Source organism: Streptomyces hokutonensis (genome assembly GCF_000376565.1).
Classification (GTDB): Bacteria; Actinomycetota; Actinomycetes; order Streptomycetales; family Streptomycetaceae; genus Streptomyces; species Streptomyces hokutonensis.
Genome location: NZ_BARG01000031.1, coordinates 60,360 through 73,807, shown reverse-complemented (window position 1 = coordinate 73,807; position 13,448 = coordinate 60,360). Strand labels below are relative to the sequence as shown.

13 protein-coding genes are annotated in these 13,448 nt (G+C 71.4%); 9 read left to right on the top strand and 4 right to left on the bottom strand.

Translation table 11 applies throughout. The features are described 5' to 3' along the window. The first annotated feature begins 82 nt into the window (after positions 1-82). Positions 83-667, top strand: coding sequence for an Rv1733c family protein (locus SSP08S_RS17890; protein WP_026178595.1), 585 nt, complete (start codon positions 83-85; stop codon positions 665-667). Between the two features lie 50 nt (positions 668-717). Here SSP08S_RS17890 and SSP08S_RS17885 read toward each other — a convergent pair whose 3' ends face one another. Continuing rightward, the gene (locus SSP08S_RS17885; RefSeq protein ID WP_043259523.1) at positions 718-2,076 is read right to left on the bottom strand and encodes an 8-oxoguanine deaminase; all 1,359 of its coding nucleotides are present in this window, start codon (positions 2,074-2,076) and stop codon (positions 718-720) included. 103 nt (positions 2,077-2,179) lie between these two features. Here SSP08S_RS17885 and SSP08S_RS17880 point away from each other — a divergent pair, with 103 nt between their 5' ends. From SSP08S_RS17880 to SSP08S_RS17865, 4 genes are all read left to right on the top strand, one after another. Further along, positions 2,180-3,148 carry an acetylxylan esterase gene (locus tag SSP08S_RS17880; protein ID WP_019068979.1) on the top strand — a complete coding sequence of 323 codons (969 nt, stop codon included), beginning with the start codon at positions 2,180-2,182 and terminating at the stop codon, positions 3,146-3,148. 10 nt (positions 3,149-3,158) lie between these two features. Further along, entirely contained in the window at positions 3,159-3,563 is a 405-nt protein-coding gene (locus tag SSP08S_RS17875; protein WP_019068978.1) for a nuclear transport factor 2 family protein, read from the top strand. Positions 3,564-3,661: 98 nt separating this feature from the next. Continuing rightward, entirely contained in the window at positions 3,662-4,828 is a 1,167-nt protein-coding gene (locus tag SSP08S_RS17870; protein WP_019068977.1) for an EstA family serine hydrolase, read from the top strand. 154 nt (positions 4,829-4,982) lie between these two features. After that, the gene (locus SSP08S_RS17865; RefSeq protein WP_019068976.1) at positions 4,983-5,723 is read left to right on the top strand and encodes a GntR family transcriptional regulator; all 741 of its coding nucleotides are present in this window, start codon (positions 4,983-4,985) and stop codon (positions 5,721-5,723) included. Positions 5,724-5,786: 63 nt separating this feature from the next. Here SSP08S_RS17865 and helR read toward each other — a convergent pair whose 3' ends face one another. Both helR and SSP08S_RS17855 read right to left on the bottom strand, forming a co-directional pair. After that, the gene (gene helR, locus SSP08S_RS17860) at positions 5,787-7,961 is read right to left on the bottom strand and encodes an RNA polymerase recycling motor ATPase HelR (protein ID WP_026178594.1); all 2,175 of its coding nucleotides are present in this window, start codon (positions 7,959-7,961) and stop codon (positions 5,787-5,789) included. Positions 7,962-8,056: 95 nt separating this feature from the next. Further along, positions 8,057-9,292 (bottom strand): glycosyltransferase, encoded by a 1,236-nt coding sequence (locus SSP08S_RS17855; protein ID WP_019068974.1) that lies wholly within the window; start codon positions 9,290-9,292, stop codon positions 8,057-8,059. Between the two features lie 261 nt (positions 9,293-9,553). On the opposite strand from SSP08S_RS17855, the gene SSP08S_RS17850 reads away from it, so the two are divergent. Both SSP08S_RS17850 and SSP08S_RS17845 read left to right on the top strand, forming a co-directional pair. Further along, the gene (locus tag SSP08S_RS17850; protein ID WP_019068973.1) at positions 9,554-9,973 is read left to right on the top strand and encodes a YciI family protein; all 420 of its coding nucleotides are present in this window, start codon (positions 9,554-9,556) and stop codon (positions 9,971-9,973) included. Continuing rightward, the gene (locus SSP08S_RS17845; protein ID WP_019068972.1) at positions 9,970-11,115 is read left to right on the top strand and encodes an RNA polymerase sigma factor; all 1,146 of its coding nucleotides are present in this window, start codon (positions 9,970-9,972) and stop codon (positions 11,113-11,115) included. The genes SSP08S_RS17850 and SSP08S_RS17845 overlap by 4 nt, the downstream gene beginning before the upstream one ends. 14 nt (positions 11,116-11,129) lie before the next feature. Here SSP08S_RS17845 and cynS read toward each other — a convergent pair whose 3' ends face one another. Next, positions 11,130-11,576 (bottom strand): cyanase, encoded by a 447-nt coding sequence (gene cynS, locus SSP08S_RS17840; RefSeq protein WP_019068971.1) that lies wholly within the window; start codon positions 11,574-11,576, stop codon positions 11,130-11,132. A 143-nt stretch (positions 11,577-11,719) separates the two neighbouring features. Between cynS and SSP08S_RS17835 the strand changes: the two genes are divergently transcribed. After that, positions 11,720-12,553: an alpha/beta hydrolase gene (locus SSP08S_RS17835; RefSeq protein WP_019068970.1), complete on the top strand. Its 834-nt coding sequence runs from the start codon at positions 11,720-11,722 to the stop codon at positions 12,551-12,553. Between the two features lie 74 nt (positions 12,554-12,627). Then, the gene (locus SSP08S_RS17830) at positions 12,628-13,434 is read left to right on the top strand and encodes an alpha/beta fold hydrolase (RefSeq protein WP_245607900.1); all 807 of its coding nucleotides are present in this window, start codon (positions 12,628-12,630) and stop codon (positions 13,432-13,434) included. Positions 13,435-13,448: the final 14 nt, after the last annotated feature.

Genomic DNA, 13,448 nt, shown 5'->3' with positions numbered 1-13,448 from the left:
TGTCGAGGCAGCGGCGGACCGGCCCCGCAGTGGGCTTCCGGTCTTCCGGTTCCTCGGCTCCGGTGACGGCGAGGAGGTCGACGTGCTGAACCGGGTACGGAGTCGGCGCAGGCGGCACAATCCGTTGCGGCGGCGGTCGGACGTCGTGGAGACGTGGACGGCGATTGCCGTCGCCGTCCTCCTGTTCGTCTGCGCTCCGCTGGCCGGAGCCGCCGCGGGCCTGTGGGCCCACGACCAGGCCCGGACCGTCGCTGCCGCCCAGCGGGCCGACCGCCATCGGGTCAGCGCGGAGGTGATCGGCAAACCGCCCGCCGAACTCCCCTCCGTGGAGGGCAGCCGCCCGCGCAGCTTCCTGGTGGAGGTGCGCTGGACGGAACCTGGCAAAGGACCGCGTACGGCTACGGCCGCGGTCCCGGCGGGGACGGGGCGCGGTGACGTGGTGGGCGTCTGGTTCGACGCCCAGGGCCGCAACGTCGCACAGCCCGCGGGTGAAGTGGCCGTCTGGCAGCACACGTTGACGGTCGGCATGTGGGCCGCGGGCGGTGTGGTCGCCCTGGTGCTGCTCACCTCCGCGGTGACCCGACGGGTCGCGCTGCGCCGCCGGCTGGCCGAGTGGGAACGGGACTGGGCACTCACCGAACCGCAGTGGACCCGCCGTCGGGCGTGACACGAGGGGCACGAAACGGGGGCCGTGTGCCCGCCGCGCATGGTCCGCCGCTACACCCCCTGCTGCATTCGCCGTGCGATCCGCCCATGGTCCCGCAGCACATCCCCCAGCGCGGGCAGCGCCGGCTCACCCCGGTCGACGAGGACCCGTCCACCCACGACCGTGGTCCACGCCCGCGCCGGCCCGCAGCGCAGCCACGCCTCGACGGGGTCGCTCAGCGCGCCGGCCAGGGCGACTTCGTGCAGGTCCCAGACGACCAGGTCGGCACACGCGCCCGGCCGCAGATGTCCCAGTTCGTCGGCGCGGCCCAGGCAGCGCGCCGAGCCTCGGGTCGCGATGTCGAGGGCGTCGCGCGCGGTCATCGCGCCGGGGCCGCCCCGGTAGCGGCCCAGCAGCAGCGCGCCCCGGGTCTCCATCCACAGCGAGGCGTGGTCGGTGGAGGCGGAACCGTCGCAGCCGATGCCGACCGGCAGGCCGAGTTCCCGCATCTCCTTGACCCGGGCCGTGCCGCCGCCGATCAGCATGTTGGAGCTGGGGCAGTGCGCCACACCGACCCCGGCGGCGGCGAGGCGGCGCAGTTCGTCGTCGTTCGGGTAGATGCAGTGCGCGACCCAGGTGCGGTCGCTCATCCATCCGGTGTCCTCGAAGTACTCGACGGGCCGGCAGCCGTAGGTCTCCAGGCAGTACGTGTCCTCGTCCCGGTCCTCGGCGAGGTGGGTGTGCAGCCGTACGTCGTACCGCTCGGCGAGTTCCGCGGTCGCCGTCATCACGTCCTTGGTGACCGAGAACGGCGAGCAGGGTGCGAGCGCGACCCGGATCAGCGCGCCGGGTTCCGGGTCGTGGTGGGCCTTGATCAGCCGCTCGCTGTCGGCGAGGACCTCGTCCGTGCTCTGCGTGACGCTCCTCGGCGGCAGTCCCCCGTCCTCGACGGACCGGGTCATCGAACCGCGGGTCGCGTGGAAGCGGAAGCCGATGTCGCGGGCGGCCCGGATCTCGGCGTCTACCAGATAGGGGCGTGGATGCACATAGAGGTGGTCGGAGGATGTGGTGCAGCCGCCCATGAGGAGTTCCGCCATACCGACGTACGCCGACACGTACGCGGCCTCCTCGTCGAGGCTCGCCCACAGCGGATAGAGCGTGGTCAGCCAGTCGAAGAGGGTGCCGTTGACGGCGGGCGCGTAGGAGCGGGTGAGGTTCTGGTAGATGTGGTGATGGGTGTTGATCAGGCCCGGGGTGACGAGCCGCCCGGCCGCCGAGACGGTCGTGGCGGCTTCGGGCTCGGACCCTCCCGTACCGACGGCGGTGACCCGACCACCCGTGACGGCGACCCAGCCGCCCAGGATCTCGCGCCCGTCGTCCACGACGAGCAGTTCGGCGTCCTTGACCAGCAGATCCACGGCTGACGACATACGGCCATGGTAGGCGCGGGGCGCCGCACGAGTCTGGCGAGTCCTCCGATGTCACACGTACGGTGTGATCATCCGCGCTCACCCTTCACAAAGGTGGTCATCGATGGCCCTGTTCGACCTTCCGCTCGGCGAACTCCGTGAGTACCGCAGCGCGTCCGCCGAGCCCGAGGACTTCGACGCCTTCTGGTCCAAGACCCTCCAGGAGACTCGCGAGCACGATCTCGACGCCCGCTTCGAGCCGGTCGACACGGGACTCTCGACAGTGCAGGTGTACGACGTGACGTTCGCCGGGTTCGGCGGTCACCCGGTGAAGGGCTGGCTGCGGCTGCCGGCCGGCGCGGCCCAGCCCCTGCCGCTGGTCGTGGAGTTCGTCGGCTACGGCGGCGGGCGGGGCCTCCCGCACGAGAACCTGCTGTGGGCGTCGACCGGCCGCGCCCACTTCATCATGGACACGCGCGGCCAGGGCAGCGCGTGGGGCGGCGGCGGTGGCACCCCGGACCCGGTGGGCGGCGCGCCCGCGTACCCCGGCTTCATGACCCGGGGCATCGACGCCCCCGAGAACTACTACTACCGCCGCGTGTTCACGGACGGGGTGCGGGCCGTCGAGGCGGCCCGCTCGCACCCGTCGGTCGACCCCGCGCGCACGGTGGCGCTCGGCGCGAGCCAGGGCGGCGGTATCACCGTCGCCGTGGGCGGGCTGGTCGGCGACCTGGCCGGGATCGCGCCGGACGTGCCGTTCCTGTGCGACTACCCGCGCGCGGTGACCCTCACGAACCGCGACCCGTACCGGGAGATCGGCAACTACCTCAAGACCCATCGCGGCCACACCGAGGACGTGCTGCGCACGCTCTCGTACTTCGACGGCGTCCACTTCGCGGCCCGCGGCCGCGCGCCCGCCCTCTTCTCGACCGGCCTGGAGGACGAGACCTGCCCGCCCTCGACCGTGTTCGCCGCGTTCAACGCCTGGTCGCACGAGGACAAGAGGATCGAGGTCTACGACTTCAACGACCATGAGGGCGGCGGCCCTTACCAGGAGGCGGCCAAGCTGGACTGGCTGCGGTCGTACGTCTGAGGGGCGCGCGATGAACACCGGTGAGGCCGCCGAGCGGTTCGTGCGCGTCTGGGCCCGGGCGTGGGCCGCGCACGATGTGGACGCGCTGCTGGGGTTGTACGCCGAGGACTGCGTCCACCGCTCGATGCCGTTCCGCGAACCGCACCGGGGGCGGGCCGAGTTGGCCGCGTATCTGCGCTGGTCGTTCGCGGCGGAGCGGGTGGGCGACGTGCGGTTCTCGGCGCCGGTCGTCGGTCAACACGGAGTCGCCGTGGCCGAGTTCAGGGTCCTGGCCGAGGAGGACGGTGAGCCGTCCACGCTCGCCGGCTGTGTTTTCGTGCGCTTCGACGCGGCCGGGCTGGCTGTGGAGACCCGCGACTACTGGCACACGGAACCGGGCCACCGGGAGCCTTCGGGCACGCTGTTCTTCAATTGAACATACGACGCCTTCCTCCCGGTCCGACCAGTCGGTATGTTCAGGGTGTCCGGGTCGCAGCGTCGCGGCCCGGACCCACGGCGGACCACGGAGGCACCATGTCCGAGCACCAGCCAGCCATCGACGGCCACTGCGACCCCCGCTTCACGGCGGTACGCACGGCGTTCGAGGAGAACTTCCGGGACCGGGACGAACTGGGCGCCGCCGTGACCGTCACGCTGGACGGCGAGACCGTGGTCGACCTGTGGGGCGGCTGGGCCGACGCGGCACGGACCCGCCCCTGGGAGCGCGACACGGTGGTCAACGTGTGGTCCACGACCAAGGGCCCGGTGGCCCTGTGCGCCCACATCCTCGCCGACCGGGGCCTGCTCGACCTCGACGCCCAAGTGGCCACGTACTGGCCGGAGTTCGCCGCCGCCGGCAAGGAGAACGTGCTCGTACGACACCTGCTGTCGCACCGCGCGGGACTGGCCGGCCTGCGCGAGCCGCACTCCCTCGCGCAGCTCTACGACTGGGAGTTGACGACTAAGCGGCTCGCGGCCATGGAGCCCTGGTGGGAGCCGGGGACCCGGTCCGGGTACCACGCGCTCACCTACGGCTTTCTCGTCGGCGAAGTGGTGCGCCGCGTCTCGGGGTTGCTGCCGGGGGCCTTCCTGGAGCGGGAGGTCACCGGCCCGCTCGGGATCGACTTCACCATCGGACTGCCGGAGAAGGAGGCGGGCCGGGCGGCCGAGCTGGTGCATCCGCCCGTCGCGTCGAGCAGTGAACAGGCCGCGATCTTCAGCCAGTTGGCGCCCGCCGCCATCGCCGCGCTGACCAACCCGATCGCGGGCGCGGCCGAGGCCAACACCCCGGAGTGGCGCGCCGCGGAGATCCCGGCGGCGAACGGCCACGGCACCGCGCGCGCGATCGCCGCGCTCTACGGCGTCTTCGCCGGGCGCGGCTCCTACGGCGGCCGCCGCGTCCTCTCCCCCGAGGCGGCCGAGCGGGTGCGCGAGGGACAGGGCAGCTGCCGCGATCTGGTGCTGGGCGCGGGCTTCGCGCACGAGACGGAGATCGGGCTCGGTCTGTGGCTCAGTGGCCCGAACGGCTCGTACGGTCCCGACCCGAGGGCTTTCGGACATGACGGCTTCGGCGGCTCCTGCGGTCTGGCCGACCCGGACGCCGGGGTGTCGTTGGGCTACGCGATGAACCGGATGGGGCCCCATATCGCCGACGACCCGAGGAAGTTGGCCCTGATCGACGCCCTGTACGGCGCACTGTGAGGAGTGATCGGCGCGGGCCGGTTTCGGCCTAACTGCCTTGCCGCTCTTCCCTGGTGGTTTAGACCAATGCTAGATCTGGTCGCGCAACGAGCCCGCACGGCTACGTTTCGTCACCAGTTCTGCCCTCAGTCTTGTCACCCTCAGGAGGCGCGGCATGGCCCGCACCACCCCCCACCACCCGACCGCCGACGACCAGCCCCTCTACGGGAAGGTCGCCACCCAACTGCTCGCCGAACTACACGACGGCACCATCCCGCCCGGCGAACGCCTGCCCGCCGAACGGCAGTTGGCCGAACACTTCCATGTCAGCCGGGAGACCGTACGGCAGGCGCTGGAGCTGCTGCGCAGGGACGGTCTGGTCGCCACCGACCGGCGCGGCAGCCACGCCACACTGCCCGGCCTTCCGGTCGAGACCCCGTCCTCCCTCACCTTCCCGGTCGGTGCCCGGAGCACCGACCCGACCGGCTTCGACCGGACCTCCGTGACCTGGGAGACTCCCCCGCCCGAGCACGCCGAGGCTCTGCGTATCGCCCCGGACCGCCCGACCCTGGTGCACCGCTACGCCTCCGCGGCGGCCGACGGCAGCGGACTGCGTACGGCCGTCACCTCCTTCTCGGCCGTGGCACTGGCCGAGGTGGAGGAACTGGCCCGCTACCGCGACCGCGCCGACGGCTCCGCCTCGGCCCAACTCCGGCGCGCCTACGACTGGATGCGCCGGGCCGGGCTGACCCTGCACCACCGGGACGCCATCACCCAGGTGGCGAACGCGCCGTCGGTGCGGGTGACCCGGCGCGTGCACGACCAGTACGCGCGCCCGCTGGAGATCACCGACCTGGTGGTGGAGGCCCAGCAGGACGCCCTGATCTACGAGTTCACGGTTCCGTCGGCGGGCTGAACCCCGGTCCGGAGCATGGCGCGCGGCGGGCCGGATGCCGAACTCGCCGCGCGCCGCCCGGCGTTACGCGCTCGTCAGTACGACGAGTCGCTGAGTCGCCCGGGTCATCGCCACATAGTGGTCGACGGCTCCCTCGATGCCCTCGCCGAACGTCTCCGGGTCGACGAGCACGACCAGGTCGAACTCAAGTCCCTTGGACAGCTCGGGAGTCAACGACCGGACGCGGGACGTGGCCCGGAAGTCGGGGTCACCGATGACGCAGGCGATCCCCTCGGTGTGCTCGGCGAGCCAGGTGTCGAGGATCAACTCCCGGTCGGTGGCTGGTCCGTGGACGACGGGGATGCCGCTGCTGCGGATCGAGGTCGGCACGTTGGCGTCCGGGAGTACCGCGCGGATGACCGGCTCGGCCTCCGTCATGATCTCTTCCGGGGTGCGGTAGTTGATGGTCAGGGAGGCCAGGTCGATCCGGTCGAGGCCGATCCGCTTCAGCCGTTCCTGCCACGACTCGGTGAAGCCGTGCCGGGCCTGGGCACGGTCACCGACGATGGTGAAGCTGCGGGACGGGCAGCGCAGGAGCAGCATCTGCCATTCCGCGTCGGTGAGTTCCTGGGCCTCGTCCACGACGATGTGCGCGAACGGCCCGGCGAGCAGGTCGGGTTCGATGCCGGGCTGGGCCGCCTCGTCGATCAGGGCGTCACGCAGGTCCTGTCCGTGCAGCATGCCCATCGCGCCCTCGCTCTCGTCGATCTCGACGTTCTGCAGCAGGCTGTCGATGACATCGGTCCTGCGGGCGTGTTCGGCTGCGACCGCGGCTTCCTGTCGGCGCTTGCGGCGCGCCGACTCCGGGTCTCCGAGCCGCTGCCGCGCCGCGTCGAGCAGCGGCAGGTCGGACACCGTCCAGGCCTGGGCGTCCGCGCGCTGCAACCGCTGGACGTCCTCGCGGCTCAACGAGGGAGCGCACTTGCGCAGATAGGCCGGCACCGTCCACAAGTCCCCTACCAGGTCGGCCGCTTCGAGCAGCGGCCAGGCGCGGTTGAAGGCGGTGAGCAGTTCGCGGTTCTGCCGCAGCGACTTGCGGAGCAGTGCGGGAGTGACCGCGCCGTCCTGGGCGTTGCCGGTGTCCTCGTGCTTGTCGACGAGGATCGTGAGCAGTTCCTGCCAGACCTGCTCACGGCCCTCGTTGTGCGGGGTACCGGGTTCGGCCGCCTCGAAGGCAACGGCCCAGTCCTCGGCGCTGAGCCAGATGTCGGACCAGTGGGTCGTGACGTTCATGCCCTTGGTGGGCGGCTCCTCGTAGAAGCGCACGGCGGGTTCGATGGCCCGCACCAACTGCACGGACGACTTCAGCCGGGCCACCTCCGGGTCGGCCTCGATGCCCGCAGCGGCTCCCTCGTCGACGAGGTCCCGCAGGATGCAGGTCTGTACGCCCTCCTCGCCGAGGCTGGGCAGGACGTCCGCGACGTAGTCCAGGTAGGGCCGGTGCGGGCCGACGAACAGGACACCGCCCCTGCGGTGGCCGAGGCGCGGGTCGGAGTAGAGGAGATAGGCGGAGCGGTGCAGCGCGACGACGGTCTTGCCGGTGCCCGGGCCGCCGTCGACGACGAGCGCGCCGCGTGATCCCGCGCGGATGATCGCGTCCTGGTCGGCCTGGATGGTGCCGAGCACATCACGCATCCGGCCCGAGCGGTTGCCGCCGAGGCTGGCGATGAAGGCGGACTGGTCGTCGAGCGCGGCATGCCCGGCGAAGCCGTCGGCGGTGAACACCTCGTCCCAGTAGTCGCTGATCCGGCCGCGGGTCCAGCGGTACCTGCGGCGGCTCGCGAGGCCCATCGGGTTGGCGTGGGTGGCGCCGAAGAACGGCTCGGCCGCCGGGGACCGCCAGTCGAGCAGCAGCCGTCGGCCCGTGCTGTCGGTGAGGCCGAGCCGTCCGATGTAGACGGGCTCGGATGTGGTGGCGTCCACCATGTGGCCCAGACACAGGTCCAGGCCGAAGCGGCGCAGGGTCCGCAACCGTGTGGTGAGCCGGTGGATCTCCGTGTCCCGGTCCATCGCCGCCCGGCCGATGCCCCCGGGCGCCCTGCGCTCGGCGTCGAGGCGCTCGGTCAGTTCCGCGATCGACTGTTCCAGGGACTCCGCGATGGCCGCGAAGTGCTGCTCGTCGCCGGCGATCAGTGCCGGATCGGCCTTGGCGGAGAGCCGGTCGGGGAGGTCGAAGGCGCTGGTGGTCAGGGGGTTCACGGCATCAATTCCGATCTGCGGTCGTTCACGGCCGTGCGGGCGGCAGGCCGTGTGGACCGGTGCGTACGGGTTCTCGTGTGCGGGGTTCGGCCGGTTCACGCGCGGGTGGGCTGCCTTTCCCCGCCGGCCGGGTCGAGGAGCATCTTCGCGGCCACTGTCGTCCCGTCGGTGCGGAGCTCGCCGGCCACGACCCGTGCCCGGGCCCGCGTCTCGGGGGCCAGGGCGGTGGTGAGAGCGGCCGACAGGGAGTCGTAGGTCGGCGTAGGACCGTCGTGTGCGACGCCGATGCCCAGTTCGGCCACCCGTGTCGCCCAGTATGGCTGGTCCACGATCTGCGGCACGACCACCTGCGGTGCGCCGGACATCGTGGCCGCCGTCGTGGTGCCCGCCCCGCCGTGGTGCACGACCGCGGCCACGCGGCGGAACAGCGCCTGGTGACTGACCTCGCCCACGACGAAGCAGTCGTCCCGGTCGTCGACCGGAGCCAGCTGGGCCCAGCCGCGGCTTAGTACGACACGGCGGCCCTGCGCCCGCACCGCCTCGATCGCGTCCCTCGCGACATCCGGCGAGGTGCGCAGGGCCATGCTGCCGAAGCCCACGTACACCGGCTCCTCGCCCGCCTTCAGGAACGCCTCCAGATCGGCGGGGAGCGGGCGCTCGTCGGGCAGGATCCACGGTCCGGTCACCACGAGGTCGAGATCCGTCTGGTCCTGCCACGGGAACAGGTCCGGATCCGAGGCCAGCCACGGCCGCTCGGTGAACGCGTGGTCGCGGACGTTGTCGACCGGCGGCAGGCCGATCGCGGCCCGGTGCCGGTTCTCCGCGTCGCGGTACAGGGCGTTCACGCGCTGGGCGTCCTCCTCCCACAGCACCTTGATGTCGGTCTCGTCCGGCGAGGACTGATGGCCGGGCCGCGCCAGTGGCCGGTACTTCGACGACGGCAGCCCGGCCGTGTGGAAGCAGGCGAACACATAGCGGATGCCCAGTTTCTCGGCCACCGAGCGGGCGCCGGTCGGCATCAGACCGCTCGCCAGCAGCACGTCGCACCCCTCGGCCGCCGGCAGCAGCGTCTCGTACCGGGCGGCGACCAGCTCGGGCGCGAGCCGGAACGCGGTCGCCGTCGAGGGCGGCTTCGCCCCGGTCACCACCGAGCGCACCGACGGCCCGAGCGGCAGCAGCGGCACCCCGGCCCGGTCCAGCAGCTCCACGAACTCCTCGTCCGGCGGCGCGGCGACGCTCACCTCCGCGCCGAGTTCCAGCAGTCGGGCCGCGAGTCCCGCGACGGGTTCGACATCCCCGCGCGATCCCCACGTCGTCAACAGCACACGCATTCCGCGACTCCCATTTCCGCAGGTCATGCCCTCAGGCCGGACATTCTGCGGTACGACGGGGGCCTTGCCGCAAGCCCCCCGGTGCGCTATACGTTAAGAAGGGAAGAGGAGTGAGTACGCCTCCCTTTCCGCCCTCCTCCTCAGCCCCCGCGAAACTCGCGGCGAAAAAGTCTGCCCGCCGATGTCGAGAACCCGCGCCCGGCTCCGTCCCCGGGGTGAACGCGTCCACAATGGGTCGCGCCGGCACCGAGGAGAACGACCATGGCCAAGTACCTGCTGCTGAAGCACTACCGCGGCGCCCCCGCCGCCGTGAACGACGTCCCCATGGACCAGTGGACGCCCGAGGAGATCTCGGCCCATGTGCAGTACATGAACGACTTCGCGGCCCGGCTGGAGAAGTCCGGCGAGTACGTGGACAGCCAGGCGCTCTCCCCCGAGGGGACGTTCGTCCGCTACGACGGCGAGGGGCGCCCGCCGGTCACCGACGGTCCGTTCGCCGAGACCAAGGACGTCATCGCCGGCTGGATGATCATCGACGTCGACAGCTACGAGCGGGCCGTGGAACTGGCCGGTGAGCTGTCGGCCGCGCCCGGGGCCGGTGGCAGGCCGATCCACGAGTGGCTGGAGCTGCGCCCGTTCCTGGGCACGCACTCGACCACCACGGACTGCACCTTCAAGTGAACGAGGTCCTGCTGAGGAACCTCACGCCGAGCGTGCTCGGGATCCTCGTCCGCCGCGGAGCAGACTTCGCGGCGGCCGAGGACGCCGTACAGGACGCGCTCGTCGAGGCGGTCCGGGTCTGGCCGGACGATCCGCCGCGCGACCCGAAGGGGTGGCTGGTCACGGTGGCCTGGCGGCGGTTCCTCGACGCGACGCGGGCGGACACGGCCCGCCGCAGGCGCGAGGACCTGGTGGACGAGGAGCCGGCGCCCGGCCCAGCGCCCGCTACGGACGACACGCTCCAGCTCTACTTCCTGTGCGCCCACCCGTCGTTGACGCCGTCGTCGGCGGTCGCGCTCACGCTGCGCGCGGTCGGCGGGCTCACCACCCGGCAGATCGCCCAGGCCTATCTGGTGCCCGAGGCGACGATGGCGCAGCGCATCAGCCGGGCCAAGCGCACCGTGTCCGGTGTGCGGTTCGACCAGCCCGGCGAGGTGGCCACCGTGCTGCGCGTTCTCTACCTGGTCTTCAACGAGGGCTACTCCGGTGACGTCGACCTCGCCGCCGAGGCCATCCGGCTCACCCGACAGGTCGCGGGCGTGATCGACCACCCCGAGGTGTCGGGCCTGCTCGCCCTCATGCTGCTCCACCACGCCCGCCGCGCCGCCCGGACCGCGCCCGACGGCAGCCTGGTACCGCTCGCCGAGCAGGACCGCGCCCGGTGGGACACGACATTGATCGCCGAGGGCGTCACGATCCTCCAACTCGCCCTTGCCCGCGACCGGTTGGGCGAGTTCCAGGCGCAGGCCGCGATCGCGGCACTGCACGCGGACGCACCCTGCGCCCAGGAGACGGACTGGGTGCAGATCGTCGAGTGGTACGACGAACTCGTCGCCCTGACCGACAGCCCGGTGGTCCGCCTCAACCGCGCTGTGGCGGTCGGCGAGGCAGACGGCCCGCGCGCCGGTCTGGCCGCGCTCGCCGCACTCGACGACTCACTCCCCCGTCATACGGCGGTGGCGGCCTACCTCCACGAACGGGACGGCGACCTGTCGACGGCAGCACGGCTGTACGCCGAGGCGGCGCACAAGGCTCCCAACCTCGCCGAACGCGACCACCTGACCCGCCAGGCGGCCCGGCTCAACTCCCGCCGGAGCCAGTGAGACCGGAGCCCCGGTCACTCCCACTGGTACTGGAGGTACTTCCCGTCGAGGGTGATGACGACCCGGTCACCTGCCGGGTCGGGCACACGGCTGACGTCGAGGCGGAAGTTGATGGCGCTCATGATGCCGTCGCCGCACTGCTCGTGGATCAGTTCCTTGATGGTGGGGCCGTAGACCTGGATGACCTCGTAGAGCCGGTAGATGGTGGGGTCCACGGGGACAGCCGCGTCCAACGCGCCGCGGGTCGGCTGGAGTTGGAAGGCGAGAGCGGCGTCCTCACCGAGTTCGAGGAGGGCGGCGGCGGTCGCCGCCTCGTCCTTGTTCATGGGGTGCTGGCCCAGCAGGGCCGCGGTGGTCCAGGCGAGCGGTCGGCCCACGGCCTCCGCCAACTGGGCCCATGTGACACCGGTCTTGACCTTGGCCTGCCGGACCGCTTCGGCGGCTTCACCCTTGCTGAGCATGCACAACTCCGTTCCCGGACAGCGTGCTTGACCACACGCCGCTCAGCGTAGGAGATCACCCGCAAGGCGACAATGGCGTCGCTCTCCACCCAGTGCTGTCATATGCCGGACTCCAGGACAGCCTTGGACGCATACTTCCGAACATGACCCACATCGACGTACAACAGATCGAAAAGGCGAACGCCGTCGAACGTACGCCGGTCGTCTTCGTCCACGGTCTGTGGCTGCTGCCGAGCAGTTGGGACCGCTGGGCAGCCCACTTCGAGCAGGCCGGGTACGCGCCGGTCTCCCTGTCCTGGCCCGACGACCCGGAGACGGTCGCGGAGGCCAACGCGCACCCCGAGGTCATGGCCGGCAAGACGGTCGGCCAAGTCGCCGATCATCTGGCGCAGTTGATCGGCACACTGACGCGGAAACCGGCGATCGTCGGCCACTCCTTCGGCGGACTCCTCACCCAGATCCTCGCCGGGCGCGGACTCTCCGCCGTGTCCGTCGCCATCGACCCGGCACCCTTCCGGGGCGTGCTGCCCCTGCCGGTGTCCGCGCTGCGCTCCTCCGCACCCGTCCTCAGCAACCCCGCCAACCGCAATCGCGCGGTCCCCCTGACCTACGACCAGTTCCGCTACGGATTCGCCAACGCCGTCAGCGAGGAGGAGGCACGGGAGTTGTACGAGACGTTCGCGGTGCCCGCGCCCGGCGCCCCGCTGTTCCAGGCGGCGACCGCGAACCTCAACCCGTGGACCGAGGCGAAGGTCGACACGGAGAACCCCGAGCGCGGGCCGCTCCTGATCATCTCGGGCGAGAAGGACCACACCGTGCCCTGGTCGATCGCCAACGCCTCCTACAAGAAGCAGCAGCACAACAAGGGCGTCACCGAGATCACCGAGATCAAGGGCCGGGGCCACGCACTGACCATCGACCACGGCTGGCAGGAAGTCGCGGACACCGCCCTGTCGTTCGTGCGCCGCTACGCCTGAACTCCCGGACGGGCACCTACGAGCAACCGTTCTACGCCGATCTCCTCGACCTCCTCTGGAGCTGACCGATGACGATGTCCCGTAGACCCTTACTGCTGGGGGCAGTTGCCGCAGCAGGCACCCTCGCGGCCACCGCTCTCCCCGCCTCGGCGGCACCCGCCACCGGAGGCAAGCCCAGCGGACCCAAGCCCACCGTGGTCCTGGTGCACGGCGCGTTCGCCGACGCGTCGAGCTGGTCGGCCGTGACCTCCCGCCTCCAGAAGGCGGGCTACACCGTCGTGGCACCCGCCAATCCGCTGCGCGGACTGACCTCGGACGCCGCCTATCTCTCCGCGCTCCTCAAGACCATCGACGGCCCGAAGGTCGTCGTAGGTCACTCCTACGGCGGCGCGGTCATCACCCAGGCGACCGCCGGCGACCCGAGCGTCAAGGCGCTCGTGTACGTCGCGGCCTTCGTGCCCGACAAGGGCGAGCAACTGGGCGAACTCGCCGCGCGATTCCCCGGGTCGCAGCTGAACGACGCTTTGCAGCCGCTGCCCGACGGCTCGGGCGGTACCGATCTGGCCATCCAGACCGCGAAGTTCCACGCGGTGTTCACCGCCGACCTCCCGGTGTCCACCTCCGCACTGCTTGGCGCCTCCCAACGCCCCATCAGCTCAGCCGCGTTCACGGACGTCACCACGGCGGCGGCCTGGCACGACATCCCCTCGTGGGCGGTCGTGGCGGCGCAGGACCGGGCGATCGCGCCCGACCTGGAACGCTTCGAGGCCAAGCGGGCTGGTTCGCACACGGTCGTGGTGGACGCCTCTCACGTGGTGATGATCTCCCACCCCGACCTGGTCACAAAGGTCATCAAGTCGGCGGCATCCACGACGAGTTGACACCCGCACCAGCC